A 15,622-nucleotide genomic window follows, 5' to 3' on the forward strand; every position below is an offset into this window, starting at 1 on the left:
TCACGAGCTGTAAGCCGAGTTCTCTTCGACGTAGGCGTGCGAGAGGTCGGTGGTCCGGATGGCGGCGGTGCCATCGCCGACGCCGAGGTGGACGGTGATATCGACATCGGCCGCTGACAGATCCACCGCGCGCGCACCCGGTGCCCCAACTCCGTCGACGCACACCACGGATCCGTTGAACGACACACTGATTCGATTCGGGTCGAGGGTGACCGGCGCCATGCCGACCGCCGCGAGCACCCGACCCCAGTTCGGGTCGGATCCGAACATCGCGGTCTTGACCAAGCTATCGCGGGCAATCACCCGGGCGGCGGTCAGCGCTTCGTCCTCGGTGACGGCACCGGTCACCCTGACGGTGAGGCGCTTGGTGACGCCCTCGGCGTCGGCTTGCAGCTGAACGCACAGGTCGTCGCAGACCCGCAGCACGGCGTCGTCGAGATCGGCCTGGGGAGGGGAGATTTCACTGGCACCGGATGCCAACAACAGCACCGTGTCGTTGGTCGAACAGCTGCCGTCGATGTCGAGCCGGTCGAACGTGCCGGCGGCGGCGCGGCGCAGTGCCCGGTCGAGTGCCGCTGGCCCGGCGACCGCGTCGGTGGTGAGCACACACAGCATGGTGGCCAGCGACGGCGCCAGCATGCCGGCGCCTTTGGCCATCCCGCCGAGGGTCCACTTGTTTTGATGATGTAGCGCAACCTGCTTGGGCACGGTGTCGGTGGTCATGATGGCATGCGCGGCATCATCCCCACCGGTTAGCCCACCGTGCATCTCGTGCACGATGTCGCCGACGCCGGCCAGTACCTTGTCCATCGGCAGCCGGTCCCCGATCAGGCCGGTGGAGCACACGGCGACCTCGATGGCCCCGGTTTCGGTTCCCCAGTCCGACAACGCCGCGGCCACGGCCTCCGCGGTGGCGTGGGCGTCCTGAAAGCCCGCGGGCCCGGTGCAGGCGTTGGCGCCGCCGGAGTTGACGATGACCGCGCGCAGCTGCCCGGTGGTCAGCGCCTGCTGGGTCCACAGCACCGGCGCGGCCTTGACCTTGTTGCGGGTGAAGACTCCCGCCGCCGCGTAGTCCGGGCCTTCGTTGAACACCAGCGCGAGGTCGCGGGCACCCGATGCCTTGATCCCGGCCGCGATGCCGGCGGCCCGAAAGCCCGCCGGAGCGGTGACCCCTTGGGTGCGTAGCAACCGGGAGGTGCCGGTCACGGCGCCACCCCGACCACCGAAAGACCGTCGGTCTCCGGCCAGCCCAACGCCAGGTTCATCGACTGCACCGCGGCTCCGGCGGTGCCCTTGACCAGGTTGTCGATCGCGGCGAGCGCCACGAACGTCTCGGCGTCCTCGTCCACGGCGAGGGCGATGTGCGCCGCGTTGCTGCCGATCACCGCGGCGGTTCGGGGCAGTTGCCCCTCGGGCAGCAGGTAGATGAACGGCTCCCCGTGATAAGCCTTTTCGTAGGCCGCCCGCAGTTGTGACAGGGTCGAGCGCGTGCGTGCGGTGCAGGTGGCCAGGATGCCACGGGTGGTCGGGATGAGCACGGGGGTAAACGAGACCCTGACGTCGCGATCGGTGACGGCCCGCAACCCCTGCGCGATCTCGGGGGTGTGCCGGTGGGCGCCGGCGATGTTGTAGGCCCGCGCCGAGCCGATGACCTCCGAGCCGAGCAAGTCGGTCTTGGCCGCCCGTCCGGCCCCGGAGGTTCCGCTGACGGCGACCACGGTGACCGCGGGCTCGATGAGGTCCTCGGCCATGGCGGGCAGCAGGGCCAGCAGCGCCGCGGTCGGATAGCAACCGGGGACCGCGATGCGCCGCGCGCTTTTCAGTCGCTCACGAGCACCGGGTATCTCGGGCAGCCCATACGGCCAGCTGCCGGCGTGCGTGCAGCCGTAGAACCGCTCCCAGGCGGCGGCATCGGTGAGGCGGAAGTCCGCCCCGCAGTCGATGATGAGCGTCTGTGGGCCGAGTTGTTTGGCCAGCGCCGCCGAATGTCCATGCGGCAAGGCCAGGAAGACTACCTGATGGTCTCGCAGCACCGTCGGCTCAGTGGGCTCGACCATCCGATGGGCCAGCGGCGTCAGGTGCGGATGGTGTTCGCCAAGCGTGGTGCCAGCACTTGCCGCGGCGGTCAGCGCACCGATCGTCAGCCGGCCCGCACAGCATGCGGGATGTCCAAGCAACAGCCGCAGGATCTCACCGCCGGCGTAACCGCTGGCACCGGCAACCGCCACCCTGATCGCATCGGCCATCTGGAGGATTCTGCATGGTTATGCATGAGTTTGCAAATCCATGCTACAGGCAGCTGCCCGGTATGGCTGGCCGCTCCGGACCGCACCGAAAGTATTGTGGCGGACGCGACGTCCCCGCCGTGGGCCCCGGATCACCGGGGATTCCCGCCAACGGAAGGTCCAGGGCGGTGGCAGGCCCAACGCCGAGGAGGTCTGCGGGCCGCCGTTCGACCGTCCGGCGGTCCTGGCCTCGGGCGGCGCCACAACTCGACGCTTGGCCGCGTCAGCACGACCAGGCCGGGGTGATCGCCCGGCCTACCTCAACCGCGCAGTACAGCGCCCACCCGCTCAGCGGCGCACCGCACGGCGGCATCGCGGGCCGCGCTGGCGTCGTCTTCGGTCAGTGTGCGATCCGGCGCGCGGAAGCGCAGCGCGAATGTCAGCGACTTACGGCCCTCGCCTATCTGCGGTCCGACGAAGACGTCGAAAAGCTGGATGTGCTCGAGCAATTCGCCGGCCCCGTCGCGAACGGCGTCCGCCACCGTCTGGGCTGGGACGTCGACCGGCACCACCAGGCTGACGTCCTGAAACACCGCCGGGTACGGTGACACCTTCGGCGCCGGCGACGATTCGACCAGAGGTATCGCATCCAGGTCGAGTTCGATCGCGCAGGTGCCGTTCGGCAGGCCCGAGCGCTCGATCACGGCGGGATGCAACTGCCCGGCGTGACCGACGGAGGTTTGCCCGACAATCACTTCCGCGCACCGGCCCGGGTGCCACGGCAGGCACTGGGCCTGCCGGAGACTCACGTCGACCCCGCTGGCGCGCGCGATGATGCGCACCGCCTCGAAAGCATCGGCCGCCTCCACCGGGCGGCCCGGACCCCAGGGGCCCCGCGGCTCCCGCAGCCCGGCCAGCACCGCGGCGACGTGCTGGGGCTGACGGGGCAGGGAGGCGTCCAGCATGGCTATCTCTTCGTCGGTCGGTCGGCGGTGCACCGGGATCGGCTCGACGCCGCGGGTCTGCTCGGTCGGCTGGACCACCTGGGCGACGGCGAACAACGCAACGTCGACGATACCTCGAGATACGTTGCGCCCCAACGCTTCCAGCAGAGCAGGCAGCAGCGTGGTGGCCAGCTGCGGACGGTCAGCCTCCAGCGGGTTCAGCACGGCCGTCGTGTTGCGTCGCGGGTCATCGACCGGCAGCCCCCACTGGTCGAACACCCCGGCAGGCAGAAATGGCGTCGGCAGGATCTCGACGTAGCCGGACAGAGCCAGGGACCTACCGATCGCCCGGCGGCGCTTCTGCGCGCGGGTCAGACCCCCGCCCGCGGGCGCCGACGGCAGCACCGACGGAATGACCTCCAGCCCCTCCAGCCGCAGCACCTCCTCCACCAGGTCGGCGGGCTGCCGCAGATCGGGCCGCCAACTGGGCGGCGTCACGGTCAGCACGTCGCCGTCGTCCCGGGTCACCCGGGCCCCGATTTGGGTCAGTCGCCGCGCGGTCGTGCCCCGGGGAAAGCCCACCCCGGCCAAGCGGTCCGGTAGGTCGGCCCCGATCCGGATCGGCGGCAGTGACCAGTCGTCGCGGGGCGGGTCTCCGCGCCAATCGGTGAGCGTCGGGACAACCACTCCCCCGGTGATATCGGCCAGCAGCGCGGCGCACCGATCCAAGGCGGCCACCGAGATGGCCGGGTCCACCTCGCGTTCGTAACGACGGGCGGCCTCGCTGGGCAGGTGCAGCCGCCGCTGGGTGCGCGATACCGCCGCCGCGTCCCACACCGCGGCCTCCAGCAGGACGTCGGTGGAATCGGCGTGCACCTCGGTGCTGGCCGCCCCCATGACGCCGCCGATCGCCGCGGTCGCGACGTCGTCGACGATCAGGACGTCGGCCGGATCGAGCGTGCGCTCGACGTCGTCGAGGGTGACGACGGTCTCGCCGGGACGGGCGAATCGCACGCCGAAGCCGCCGGTGATCCTGTCGCGGTCATGGGCGTGCATCGGGTGCCCCAGCTCGAGCATCACGTAGTTGGTCACGTCGACCGCGGGCGAGGTGGCCCGGATGCCGCACAACAGCAGCCGGCGCTGCAGCCACCAGGGTGACACCGCGGCGCGATCCATCCCGGTGACCGGGCGCAACGCAAAGCGGCGCACCCCGGTTTCGGGCTGCACCGTCAGCGGCCACGCCTGCCCCTCGACCGGCAACGGCGGCACCGCCTGGTTGCTGGCCGGGTCGACGAAGTCGAGCTCGTAGGCGCACGCGATCTCACGGGCCAGGCCCCGCACCGACATGCAGTAGCCGCGGTCGGGGGTGATGGCCAGGTGGAAGACCGCATCGTCTAATCCGAGGACCGCCGCGCCGTCGGCTCCGGGCTCGGCGGTTCCCGGCGGTAGCACCAGGATCCCGGAATGATCTGCACCCAACCGGAGTTCGGCCGCCGAGCAGATCATTCCGGCGGAGTCCCGGCCGTAGGTCTTGCGGGCCGTGATGGTGAAGCCGCCCGGCAGCGTGGTGCCGGGTAGAGCCACCACAACCAGATCGTCTATAGAAAAATTCGTTGCGCCGCAAACAATTTCGTGCTGACGACCGTCACCGATGTCCACCAGGCAGGCCCGGATCGGCTTCTTGAAACCGGTCAGCTCTTCGATGTCGACCACCCGCCCCACGGTCAGCGGGCCATCGACCGGACCAAGCGTGATGACCTCCTCGACCTCGTGGCCGATGCGCAGCAAGGTCTGTTCGAGCTCGCGCGGCGACACGTCCCAGCCTGGCGAGCCGACCGCCACCACCTCGCGCAGCCAGCTGTGCGGAACTCGCATCAGGCGCCCACCCCGAACGGCAACGAGAAGCGCACGTCCCCCTCGACCATGTCGCGCATATCCGGAATGCCGTTGCGGAACTGCAGGGTGCGTTCCAACCCCATTCCGAACGCGAAGCCGGAGTAGACATCGGGGTCAATTCCAGCGGCCCGCAACACGTTTGGGTGCACCATGCCGCATCCGCCCCACTCCACCCAGTCGGCACCGCCCTTCCTGTTGGCGAACCACACATCGACCTCGGCGGACGGTTCGGTGAACGGGAAGAAGTGTGGCCGGATTCGGGTGCGCGCCAACGGCCCGAACTCGGCGCGCGCGAAGGCGTCCAGCGTCCCGCGCAGATGCGCCATCGTCAGCCCGCGATCCACCGCCAGGCCCTCCACCTGATGGAAAACCGGGGTGTGGGTGGCGTCGAGTTCGTCGGTGCGGAAGGTGCGGCCGATCGAGATGATGTAGACCGGCAGCTCGCGCTGAAGCAGGGTGCGCACCTGCACCGGCGAGGTGTGCGTGCGCAGCAACTGCCGGGAATCCTCCGGCGCGATGTAGAAGGTGTCCTGCTCACTGCGCGCGGGGTGGTCGGCCGGGAAGTTCAGCGCGTCGAAGTTGAACTGCTCGGTCTCCACCTCTGGCCCCTCGGCCAGCTCCCATCCCATCGCGATGAAGGTGTCGGCAATGTGCTCGGCCAGTATCGTGATCGGATGCCGGGCACCGGTCGGCTGCCGTGTCGACGGCAACGTGACGTCGACCCGTTCGGCGACCAGCACGGCCGCGTCCCGCTCGGCGCGCAGCGTCGCCAACCGCTCGTCGTAACTGCGTTGGGCGTCGGCGCGGGCGGTGTTGACGAGCCTGCCGGCGTCGGCACGGTCCTCCTTCGGCAGGGTTGCCAGCGCCTGTCGTGCCAGCGCCAGCGGCGAGCGGTCACCGAGATGCTCGATTTTGACGCGCGCCAGCGCGTCCAGATTGTCCGCCAGCGCGATGGCCTGCTGGGCGGCGTTGACGGCCTTGGTCAGGGCCTCCGGCGACAGGTCGACGGGTTGATCACCCACGCGGCGACACTCTCCTTGCTGACGAGCCCAAGAGGACTACCCGGCTTCCCCGCACGCGGCCGCTGCCCCAACCGGCAAGGGAGATACCCACTTCGGTCCGTCCCCCGGCGCGAGCGGGCAGGCTACCAGCGCGGCCCGCATCGTGGCCGGGCGGCTGCACGGCACGGGTATGACGCAAGTGCCGATCATAGGCCATCGGCCCACTGGTTTCAGTGCTCCCCGTTGGGCACCCGCCGTAGCGTGGCACTCAGGCGCTCGCCGCTGGCTGAGGAGCCATCAGAGCTATGCATCCGAACTTGTCACCTCGGGGTCATCGTTGGCTGTCAACTCCCTACCAGCCTTGAGCCGATGGATCGCGAGGTCCGGGGGGATACCGGTGAGTTTGCTAGCGAAAATCGGGCGGCGGGCCCGCTTGACGACGACGCCCAGCGCGTCCAACTCGCCTTGCGGAATCCGGTCCAAGGTCGAGCTGGAGATCATGATGCCACCTTTGGTGGCGCGTTCCATGACCCGGGCGGCGATGTTGACGTCGACGCCGAGCCAATCGTTGGCCAGCCGCTGCGGCCTGCCGGTGTGGATACCCACCCGCATTCGCGGTGTATAGCCCTGCACCTCAACCGATTTCATCGCCTCCTCGGCAGCAAGCACGGCCCGCACGGCAACCGTGGGATTGCGGAACACCGCCATGATTCCGTCGCCCAGCCGCTTGACGATGTGCCCGCCGGCGTCCAGGAGGGGCGGCTCGACAGCCCGCGCCACCTGTCGCAGCAGGGTCAGCGCCGCACGGTCACCGGCCTGCAACGACCACGTCGAGAAGCCCACCAAGTCGGTGAACACCAGCGTCACCTCGGGGTTAGCCGGACGCCGCGACATGGCCTCGGTCAGCGCCTGCCACACTTGCAACACGCTCAGGCTGATTTCGCGTGACGCCACGTCGCGATCGCCCAGCAGCCGGTCGGCGGCGCGTGCCGCGGCACGAGGGCCGCCCTCACCGGCGGTGGACAGCGGGTCACCGAACTCGGGATCGCCGGGCAACAGCCGTCGCGTCCGCCGGATGAACGACACCAGGGCGGGGCTGCGGTTGGCCCTGCGCAGCCACTCTGCCGAAAAGCGTGGCTTGGGCGCTAGCGGTGCCACCCCGGTTGCCGCCGCTTCGGGCACGCCGGACTCCGAATCGCCAGGCCCGACCTCCACCTGGCAAGGGTAGGTGGTGTGGACCGACGCAGGCAACGACGGGTCGCGGCGTTTGTGTCACAACTCGCAACCGACGTCGCAGGTTCGTAACGGGTGGGTGGCCCCGGCCGGGAACTGTCAGTCGACGGCTGGACGCCGGGGACTATACGCCTGCGAGCAGGGCGGGAATCAGACCGCCGAACTTGGGACCGCTCAACGATATGACGGTTGGCGTCCCAGCGGTGGGGGTCAGCGTGACCGTCACGGGCTGAACCGGGGCGAGCAGGCCGCCGACCGGGACACTGATCCCCGCCGAGGTGTATCCCGTGTCCGATGACAGCGGTATCGACTGTGATATCGCTGTTTGGCCGAAGAGGAAGCCCTGCACGGCGTTGCCGGGGGCGGTAAGGAGTGCGCCGGCGGCCGCCAGCGGGTTCCCGGTGTGCACCGCGTTGGCAAATGCCGTGTGGCTATTGTGCAACGCGGACATCGTGGTGATGGCCGGACCGACCGCGTTGACGCCCAACACGAGCGGCGCGGGCGCGACCAGTGATCCCGAGTCGAACATCGGCCCCGTCGGCGTGATTTGCCCGTTCAGCGTCAGGACCAAGGGGCCGAACGGGGTGTTCGTGTTCACAACGGGAACGCTGATCGGAAGACCGGCTCCGCTCAACACGGCGCCGCCACCGCCGATCGGCATCATGGCAGCACCGCCGGTGAACCCGTAGTCGACGGCCGCGGCGGCGCCAGTCCTCGCCAACGGCTGCCCCAGCAGTGCCTGCGCGGGCGCAGTCACGGCGTTTGACAAAATCTGTTGCACGTTGGCGGCCTCGGCGCCGGCATACGCGGCCGCGCCGCTCTTCAACGTGCCCACGATCTGGTCGTGAACCGCCGCCATCTGGGCGCTGATGCTTTGAAATTCCTGCGCGTGCGTCCCGAACATCGCCGCGACGGCCGCCGACACCTGATCCGCGGCCGGGGCCGCCAGCCCAACCGTCGGGGACGCTGCCGCCGCATTCGCCTGGCTCAGCGCGGCGCCAATAGATTCCAAGTTCCCGGCCGCGGCCGCGACCATATCCGGCGCTACGCTGACAAACGCCATAGCCCGTCTCCTTTTGACTGCCCAGCAGACCTCATCACGAAATCGCCGAGAGATACAGTGTAGCCCCGGGCGATCCGGCTGCAATCGCTTCTTGTCCTGCCGGGCCCGCGGGCGCACCGCCAGGATGTGCGTCGACCCGTTCACCACCCGCATCTGCTGACAAAAGGCCTCATCACGCCGCCGCCTCGGGGATATGGACACCCGATAACACCATGCGGCCGTAGCCGCCCAAATCATAGACAACGCGCGTTGTCAACGCTTATCGTGAGCGCAATTACAGTGCACGGAGGCCGTGATGACTGCCACCTCGACGACATCGGCTGACCCGCTTGGTCCCGACTCGCTGACTTGGAAGTATTTCGGAGACTTGCGCACCGCAATGATGGGCGTCTGGATCGGCGCGATCCAGAACATGTATCCGGATCTGGGCGCGGGCGTGGAGGAGCATTCAATCCTGCTGCGGGAACCATTGCAGCGGGTGGCCCGGTCGGTGTACCCGATCATGGGCGTGGTCTATGACGGGGATCGGGCGCCCCAGACCGGGCAGCAGATCAAGGGCTACCACCACACCATCAAGGGAGTCGACGCCGAGGGTCGTCGCTATCACGCGCTGAACCCGGAGACGTTCTATTGGGCGCACGCGACCTTCTTCATGCTCGTCATCAACGTCGCCGAGTACTTTTGCGGGGGCTTGACCGAGGCCGAGAAGCGCCAGCTGTTCGACGAGCACGTGCGGTGGTATCGGATGTACGGGATGAGCATGCGGCCGGTGCCCACATCGTGGGAAGACTTCCAGGAATACTGGCATCGAGTCTGCCGCGACAAGCTGGAGATCAACCAGGCGACCGTGGACATCTTCCACATGCGCATTCCCAAGCCCAAATTCGTTCTGCTGCCCACACCGATCTGGGATCAGTTGTTCAGGCCGCTGGTGGCCGGTCAGCGTTGGATTGCCGCCGGGTTGTTCGATCCGGTCGTCCGGGAGAAGGCGGGCATGCACTGGACACCGGGCGATGAGGTGTTGCTGCGGTTGTTCGGCAAACTGGTGGAGCTGGCATTCGTGGCTGTGCCCGACGAAATTCGGCTGCACCCACGCGCGCTGGCCGCCTACCGCCGGGCGCAGGGACGTATTCCCAACGATGCCCCGTTGGTCGAGGCACCGCGGTTCATGGCGCCGCCCCGCGACCGCCGGGGGTTGCCGATGCACTACTTCCCGCCCCGCACCCGCCCGTTGCGGCTGCCCTCGCCGCTGGACCCCGCCCGGCTCATCATGGAACGGGCCGGATCGCTGGTGCACAACACGCTTTCGCTGGCAGGCCTGCGACCGGCGAGGGGCCACCGAAAGGCCGCATAAACCTAGGGCCGCTGGACAACACCCAACGACCGGGCGCTCTGGTACAGACAGATCGCCGCGGCGGCCGCGACATTGAGGCTCTGCACCCTGCCGAACATCGGGATGCGCACCCGGTGGTCCGCCCGCGCCGCGATGTCGGCCGATAATCCGTGTGCTTCGGCCCCGAACAACCATGCCGTCGGGTTGGCGAGCAACGGATCGGCAGCGTCCAGAGACGTCTCCCCGTCCACCGTGGTAGCCAGCAGTTGCAAGCCGGCCGCGCGGACGGCGGTGAGCGCGGCGTGCACATCGGGTGCAATGACGACCGGGATCGAGAAGATGCTGCCGGCAGAGGCGCGCAGGCACTTGCCGTTGTATGGGTCGACGGCGTGCCCGGCCAGGATGACCGCGGCACAACCCATGGCGTCGGCAATGCGAATGAGCGTGCCGGCGTTACCGGGCTCCCCGATCCCGACGGCGGCCGCGATCAGCTGAGGCGAGCCAGCCAGCACATCCTGCAGCCGGTTGGCCGGCATGTCGCACACCGCGACCAATCCCGTCGGGGTCACCGTGTCGGATAGCGCCTTTGCGGCACGTTCGGTCACCACGTGGACCGACGACTCCTGCCTGGCCAGCAAGGATTCGTGACGTCGGGCGGCGGATTCGGTGACGAAGATGTCCCGCACCAGACCCCGCGCCGAGGCGGCCTCGACCAGGTGCGGGCCTTCGGCAAGAAATCGTCTCGAGCGGCGCCGGCCGACCTGACGGTGAAGCTTGACCGCCGCAACCACCCGGGCCGAGCGTTCGGTGAGCAGCGGAAGGCCCCGAACTCAGGCCGCCTCTCCGGACGGGGCGTTGACGTCGTCGGGCAGGGCCGCCCGGGCGACACCGACAAGGGCGGTGAACGCCGCCGGATCGGTGACGGCGATGTCGGCGAGGTTCTTGCGGTCCACCTCGACGCCCGCGGCCTTCAGGCCTTGGATCAGCCGGTTATAGGTGATGTCGTTGGCGCGCGCGGCCGCGTTGATCCGCGAGATCCACAGCTTGCGGAACTCGCCTTTGCGCGCGCGACGGTCGCGGTAGGCATAGTTCAACGAGTGCAGCTGCTGCTCTTTGGCCTTTCGGTACAGCCGGGATCGCTGGCCACGATAGCCCTTCGAGGCCTTCAGGACGGTGCGCCGCTTCTTATGGGCATTGACTGCCCGCTTCACGCGTGCCATGGGTGTTCCTACTCTCCTGTGGACGTACTCGGTCAGGGGCTGGCGCAGCCCCGCGTCGGTCAGCCGTTCAGCAGCGCGTTGACCCGCTTGGTGTCGTTGGCCGCGACCGCCGTGCGGCCGTCCAGCCGCCTGGTGCGCCTGCTGGGCTTGTGCTCGAGCAGATGCCGGCGCCCGGCCTTTTGCCGGACGATTTTGCCGGTGCCGGTGCGCCGGAACCGCTTCGCGGCCCCGCTGTGGGTTTTGGCCTTGGGCATGTTTCCTCAGTTCTTCCGTGTTGCCGGCGAGTTAGTTCGCTGACGGTTTCGTGTCGCCGCCCGCATTGGGGGGCTGCGCCGGCCGGGCACCGGACTCACCCGGATGCCGCGCCCGCGCACGGGTCTTTGCTCCGCGGTGCGGTGCCAACACCATCGTCATGTTGCGCCCGTCTTGCTTGGCCGACGTTTCGACGAATCCGTAGTCGGCGACGTCGGCGCCCAGCCGCTGCAGCAATCGATAGCCCAACTCGGGCCGCGACTGCTCACGTCCGCGAAACATGATGGTGACTTTGACCTTTGATCCCGCCTCCAGGAAGCGGACCACGTGCCCCTTCTTGGTTTCGTAGTCGTGATCGTCGATCTTCGGTCGCAGCTTTTGTTCTTTGACGACGGTCTGCTGCTGGTTGCGGCGGGATTCGCGCGCCTTCTGCGCCGCCTCGTATTTGTACTTGCCGTAGTCCATGATCTTGCAGACTGGCGGTCTGGCGTTCGGGGCGACTTCGACAAGGTCGAGATCGGCGTCCGCGGCGACGCGGAGTGCGTCTTCGATACGCACGATGCCTACCTGCTCCCCCCCTGGGCCGATCAATCGAACTTCAGGTACGCGGATGCGTTCGTTGACGCGGGTCTCAGTGCTGATGGGGCCTCCCTCGTTGGCTCGTCGTTTCCGTTACAACCGGCGCCGGCAGCGGGCCGGAATCAGCGGTGGAAACACCAAGCCATCAGCAAAAAGGCCCTGCACAAGCAGGGCCCAATGCCGACCGATCGCGGCTTGAAGCCACTCAAGCCGCCTGCGCCACGCGCAGAACAGGCACTCTGAGATGCCCGTGACCGGACCGCATGGCCGTGACAAGGCCGTGAAACCTTCTCGTGGCTAGCGGTGGGAGTGGGACTCCACTTTTCTGTTCCTGGCCTTCGCCGGGATGGTCGCAATGGCTAGTCTAGCAGCCATGGCGCGTCATCTCGGCGACGCAAGACCGCCGGCGACGACCGAACTTCGAGCCAACGGCTCCGGCCCGACCACGCGGCGGCTTCGCCGGGAATTTCCCGGGGATAACGAATATCCTCGCCGTCTGTGACCCTCACAACGCCTCGCTCGATGGAGAGCAGGCCCGTCTCCCGGTTTCACTGGGTTCCGGCGGCGGCCGGCTGGACCGTCGGCGTGATCGCCACCCTGTCGCTGCTTGCCAGCATGTCGCCGCTGATCCGGTGGATCATCAAGGTTCCCCGCGAATTCATCAACAGCTACCTGTTCAACTTCCCTGATACCAGCTTCGCGTGGTCTTTCGTGCTGGCACTGCTGGCCGGCGCATTGACCGCGCGCAAACGGATCGCCTGGTTGCTGTTGCTGGCAAACATGGTCCTGGCCGCCGTTTTCAATGCCGCCGATATCGCCGCCGGCGGCAACACCGCGGCGGAAAACTTCGGCGAGAACCTCGGATTCGCGTTCCACGTGGTGGCGGCTGTCCTGCTGGTGCTCGGCTACCGGGAGTTCTGGGCCAAGGTTCGCCGAGGCGCGCTGTTCAAGGCGGCCGCGGTGCTGGTTGCCGGCGACGCCATCGGAATCCTGGCGTCCTGGGGTCTGGTCGAACTGTTCCCGGGATCGCTTGCGTCGCAAGACCGGCTGCCGTATGTGGCCAACCGGGTGGTCGGATTTGCCTTCGCCGATCCCGACCTGTTCACCGGCCGACCGCACGTTTTCCTTAATGCGATTTTCGGGTTGTTCGGGGCCTTGGCCCTGATCGCGGCGACGGTCGTGTTGTTCCAATCCCAGCGCGCCGACAACGCGTTGACCGGTGAGGATGAATCCGCTATTCGAGGGCTGCTGGAGCTGTACGGGAAGAACGACTCGCTGGGCTATTTCGCCACCCGCCGCGACAAGTCGGTGGTGTTCGCACCCAGCGGCCGCGCGGCCATCACCTACCGTGTCGAGATCGGTGTCTGCCTGGCCAGCGGCGACCCGGTGGGTGACCCGCGGGCGTGGCCGCAGGCCGTGGACGCCTGGCTGCGGCTGTGCCAGGCCTATGGCTGGTCGCCCGGTGTCATGGGCGCCAGTTCCCAGGGCGCCCAGGCCTATCGCCAGGCCGGCCTGAACGCCCTGGAACTCGGTGATGAGGCCATCCTGCGGCCGGCCGATTTCAGGTTGTCCGGCCCGGAGATGCGTGGGGTACGCCAGGCCGTCACCCGGGCCCGCAGGGCGGGGCTGACGGTGCGCATCCGCCGACACCGCGACGTTTCCGAGGACGAGATGGTGCGCACGATCCAGCGCGCCGACGCCTGGCGCGACACCGAGTCCGAGCGCGGGTTCTCGATGGCGCTGGGCCGCCTCGGGGACCCGGCGGACTCCGACTGCCTGCTGGTGGAGGCGGTCACCCCGGACAACGAGGTGGTGGCGCTGCTGTCGCTGGTGCCGTGGGGCACCACCGGCGTCTCCCTGGACGTGATGCGCCGATCTCCGCAATCGCCCAACGGCACCATCGAACTCATGGTCACAGAGCTCGCCCTGCACGCGGAAAGCCTTGGCATCAACCGTATTTCGCTAAACTTCGCGGTATTTCGGGCCGCCTTCGAGCAGGGCGCCCAACTCGGCGCCGGCCCGGTTGCCCGATTGTGGCGGTGGCTGCTTGTTTTCTTCTCGCGGTGGTGGCAGCTCGAGACACTGTACCGGTCCAACCAGAAATACCAACCCGAATGGGTGCCGCGCTACGCCTGCTACGACGACGCCCGCGTGATGCCCAAGGTGGGCGTGGCCTCGGTGATCGCCGAGGGCTTCCTGGTGTTGCCGTTCAGCCGACGCAACAAGGTGCACACCGGCCACCATCCCGCGGTGCCCGAGCGGCTGGCGGCCACCGGCCTGTTGCATCACGACGGCTCGGCGCCGGACTTGCGCGGGCTGCAACAAGCCGACCTCGACGACGGCGAGGAAATTCGGCGTCGCCTGCCCGAGCAGGTGCGGGTCCGACTGACAAAGTTAAAGCAGCTGCAGGGCAATGGAATTGACGTCTACCCGGTGGGCGCCCCGCCCAGCCACACGGTTGCACAGGCGATGGATGCGGACGACCACGCCACGGTATCGGTGTGCGGACGGATCTTGCGGGTCCGCAACTACGGCGGCGTCCTGTTTGCCCACCTGCGCGACTGGACGGGCGAAATGCAAGTGCTGCTGGATAATTCGCGCTTAGAGCAGGGCCGTGCCGCGGATTTCAACGCCGCGATCGATCTTGGTGACCTGGTGGAGATGACCGGGAACATGGGGTCCAGCAAGACCGGAACTCGGTCGTTGATAGTGCGCAGCTGGCGTCTGATCGGTAAATGCTTGCGGCCGTTGCCGAATAAATGGAAGGGGCTGACCGACCCCGAGGCCCGAGTGCGGGCCCGCTATGTCGACCTGGCGGTCAACGTCGAGACACGCGAGCTGATCACCGCCCGCAGCGCGGTATTGCGCGCCGTTCGAGACACACTGTTCGCCAAGGGCTTTATCGAAGTCGAGACCCCGATCCTGCAGCAGATACATGGCGGAGCCACGGCCCGACCGTTCGTCACCCACATCAACGCCTACTCCCTGGACCTATACTTGCGCATCGCGCCGGAGCTGTATCTGAAGCGGCTGTGCGTCGGCGGTGTGGAACGCGTATTCGAACTCGGCCGGGCGTTTCGCAACGAGGGTGTCGACTTCAGCCACAACCCCGAGTTCACCCTGCTGGAGGCCTATCAAGCGCACGCCGACTACATGGTGTGGGTCGACGGCTGCCGCGAGCTCATCCAAAACGCCGCCCAGGCCGCCAACGGCGCTCCCGCTGTGCTGCGGCCCAGCGGCGACGGCCGCTTCGAGCCCGTGGACATCTCCGGGGTGTGGCCGGTCAGGACCGTTCATGACGCGGTTTCCGAAGCCCTCGGTGAGCACATCGACGCCGACACCGGCCTGGCGGCGTTGCGCAAGCTGGCCGACGCCGCCCGCATTCCCTATCGGGAGCAGTGGGACGCCGGCGCGGTGGTGCTGGAGCTGTACGAGCATCTGGTCGAGAGCCGCACCAAGCAACCCACGTTCTACATCGACTTCCCCACCTCGGTGTCGCCACTCGCCCGGCCGCACCGCAGCAAACACGGTGTCGCCGAACGCTGGGATCTGGTGGCGTGGGGCCTGGAGCTGGGCACCGCCTACAGCGAACTCACCGACCCGGTGGAGCAGCGGCAGCGGCTGCATGAGCAATCTCTGCTGGCAGCCGGTGGAGATCCGGAGGCGATGCAGCTCGACGAGGATTTCTTGCAGGCCATGGAGTACGCGATGCCGCCCACCGGCGGCTTGGGAATGGGCATCGACCGGGTCATCATGCTGATCACCGGGCGCAGCATTCGCGAAACGCTGCCGTTTCCACTGGCCAAGCCGCACTAAGGCCGCGCACATTGGCGCCCGGGGGCGGGTGTCGGGGCACGGCTCGTTCGCGTCGGGAGA

General features: G+C 68.0%; 12 protein-coding genes. 2 read left to right on the forward strand and 10 right to left on the reverse strand.

Annotated elements, in window-relative coordinates; translation table 11 throughout:
* The 6 genes from argJ to G6N20_RS07695 all read right to left on the reverse strand — a co-directional run bounded on the left by argJ (position 1) and on the right by G6N20_RS07695 (position 8,362).
* Positions 1-1,206, reverse strand: coding sequence for a bifunctional glutamate N-acetyltransferase/amino-acid acetyltransferase ArgJ (argJ, locus tag G6N20_RS07670; RefSeq protein WP_083046084.1), 1,206 nt, complete (start codon positions 1,204-1,206; stop codon positions 1-3).
* A complete protein-coding gene (gene argC / locus G6N20_RS07675; RefSeq protein WP_083046083.1) occupies positions 1,203-2,246 on the reverse strand; it encodes an N-acetyl-gamma-glutamyl-phosphate reductase in 1,044 nt (347 codons plus the stop codon). The genes argJ and argC overlap by 4 nt, the downstream gene beginning before the upstream one ends.
* 299 nt (positions 2,247-2,545) lie before the next feature.
* Positions 2,546-5,044 carry a phenylalanine--tRNA ligase subunit beta gene (gene pheT / locus G6N20_RS07680; protein WP_083046082.1) on the reverse strand — a complete coding sequence of 833 codons (2,499 nt, stop codon included), beginning with the start codon at positions 5,042-5,044 and terminating at the stop codon, positions 2,546-2,548.
* Positions 5,044-6,087, reverse strand: a complete 1,044-nt coding sequence (gene pheS / locus G6N20_RS07685; RefSeq protein WP_083046081.1) for a phenylalanine--tRNA ligase subunit alpha — start codon at positions 6,085-6,087, stop codon at positions 5,044-5,046. The genes pheT and pheS overlap by 1 nt, the downstream gene beginning before the upstream one ends.
* A gap of 282 nt (positions 6,088-6,369) precedes the next feature.
* On the reverse strand, positions 6,370-7,224 hold the full coding sequence (locus G6N20_RS07690) for an adenylate/guanylate cyclase domain-containing protein (RefSeq protein ID WP_269474196.1): 855 nt from the start codon (positions 7,222-7,224) through the stop codon (positions 6,370-6,372).
* 199 nt (positions 7,225-7,423) lie between these two features.
* Positions 7,424-8,362 carry a PE family protein gene (locus G6N20_RS07695; protein WP_083046079.1) on the reverse strand — a complete coding sequence of 313 codons (939 nt, stop codon included), beginning with the start codon at positions 8,360-8,362 and terminating at the stop codon, positions 7,424-7,426.
* Positions 8,363-8,657: 295 nt separating this feature from the next.
* Between G6N20_RS07695 and G6N20_RS07700 the strand changes: the two genes are divergently transcribed.
* Positions 8,658-9,716 carry an oxygenase MpaB family protein gene (locus G6N20_RS07700; protein WP_083046109.1) on the forward strand — a complete coding sequence of 353 codons (1,059 nt, stop codon included), beginning with the start codon at positions 8,658-8,660 and terminating at the stop codon, positions 9,714-9,716.
* Positions 9,717-9,718: 2 nt separating this feature from the next.
* Here the strand turns inward: G6N20_RS07700 and G6N20_RS07705 are convergent, their stop codons facing one another.
* Genes G6N20_RS07705 through infC form a run of 4 tightly spaced genes read right to left on the reverse strand, consistent with a single transcriptional unit; the run spans position 9,719 to position 11,809 of the window.
* Positions 9,719-10,510: a TrmH family RNA methyltransferase gene (locus tag G6N20_RS07705; RefSeq protein ID WP_083046078.1), complete on the reverse strand. Its 792-nt coding sequence runs from the start codon at positions 10,508-10,510 to the stop codon at positions 9,719-9,721.
* Positions 10,511-10,525: 15 nt separating this feature from the next.
* On the reverse strand, positions 10,526-10,915 hold the full coding sequence (rplT, locus tag G6N20_RS07710; RefSeq protein ID WP_083046077.1) for a 50S ribosomal protein L20: 390 nt from the start codon (positions 10,913-10,915) through the stop codon (positions 10,526-10,528).
* 59 nt (positions 10,916-10,974) lie between these two features.
* Positions 10,975-11,169: a 50S ribosomal protein L35 gene (gene rpmI / locus G6N20_RS07715; RefSeq protein WP_083046076.1), complete on the reverse strand. Its 195-nt coding sequence runs from the start codon at positions 11,167-11,169 to the stop codon at positions 10,975-10,977.
* Positions 11,170-11,200: 31 nt separating this feature from the next.
* Positions 11,201-11,809, reverse strand: coding sequence for a translation initiation factor IF-3 (infC, locus tag G6N20_RS07720; protein WP_083046075.1), 609 nt, complete (start codon positions 11,807-11,809; stop codon positions 11,201-11,203).
* Between the two features lie 459 nt (positions 11,810-12,268).
* Here infC and lysX point away from each other — a divergent pair, with 459 nt between their 5' ends.
* Positions 12,269-15,562 (forward strand): bifunctional lysylphosphatidylglycerol synthetase/lysine--tRNA ligase LysX, encoded by a 3,294-nt coding sequence (gene lysX, locus G6N20_RS07725; RefSeq protein WP_179961546.1) that lies wholly within the window; start codon positions 12,269-12,271, stop codon positions 15,560-15,562.
* Positions 15,563-15,622 lie beyond the last annotated feature (60 nt).

Source organism: Mycobacterium shinjukuense (assembly GCF_010730055.1).
Taxonomy (GTDB): Bacteria; Actinomycetota; Actinomycetes; order Mycobacteriales; family Mycobacteriaceae; genus Mycobacterium; species Mycobacterium shinjukuense.

What these genes read in the sequence shown, in the direction of transcription:
- G6N20_RS07700 (WP_083046109.1), top strand. Translation starts at nt 8,658, where the DNA reads ATGACTGCCACCTCGACGACATCGGCTGACCCGCTTGGTCCCGACTCG.
- rpmI (WP_083046076.1), bottom strand. Translation starts at nt 11,169, where the DNA reads ATGCCCAAGGCCAAAACCCACAGCGGGGCCGCGAAGCGGTTCCGGCGC.
- G6N20_RS07695 (WP_083046079.1), bottom strand. Translation starts at nt 8,362, where the DNA reads ATGGCGTTTGTCAGCGTAGCGCCGGATATGGTCGCGGCCGCGGCCGGG.
- pheT (WP_083046082.1), bottom strand. Translation starts at nt 5,044, where the DNA reads ATGCGAGTTCCGCACAGCTGGCTGCGCGAGGTGGTGGCGGTCGGCTCG.
- argC (WP_083046083.1), bottom strand. Translation starts at nt 2,246, where the DNA reads ATGGCCGATGCGATCAGGGTGGCGGTTGCCGGTGCCAGCGGTTACGCC.
- rplT (WP_083046077.1), bottom strand. Translation starts at nt 10,915, where the DNA reads ATGGCACGCGTGAAGCGGGCAGTCAATGCCCATAAGAAGCGGCGCACC.
- lysX (WP_179961546.1), top strand. Translation starts at nt 12,269, where the DNA reads ATGGAGAGCAGGCCCGTCTCCCGGTTTCACTGGGTTCCGGCGGCGGCC.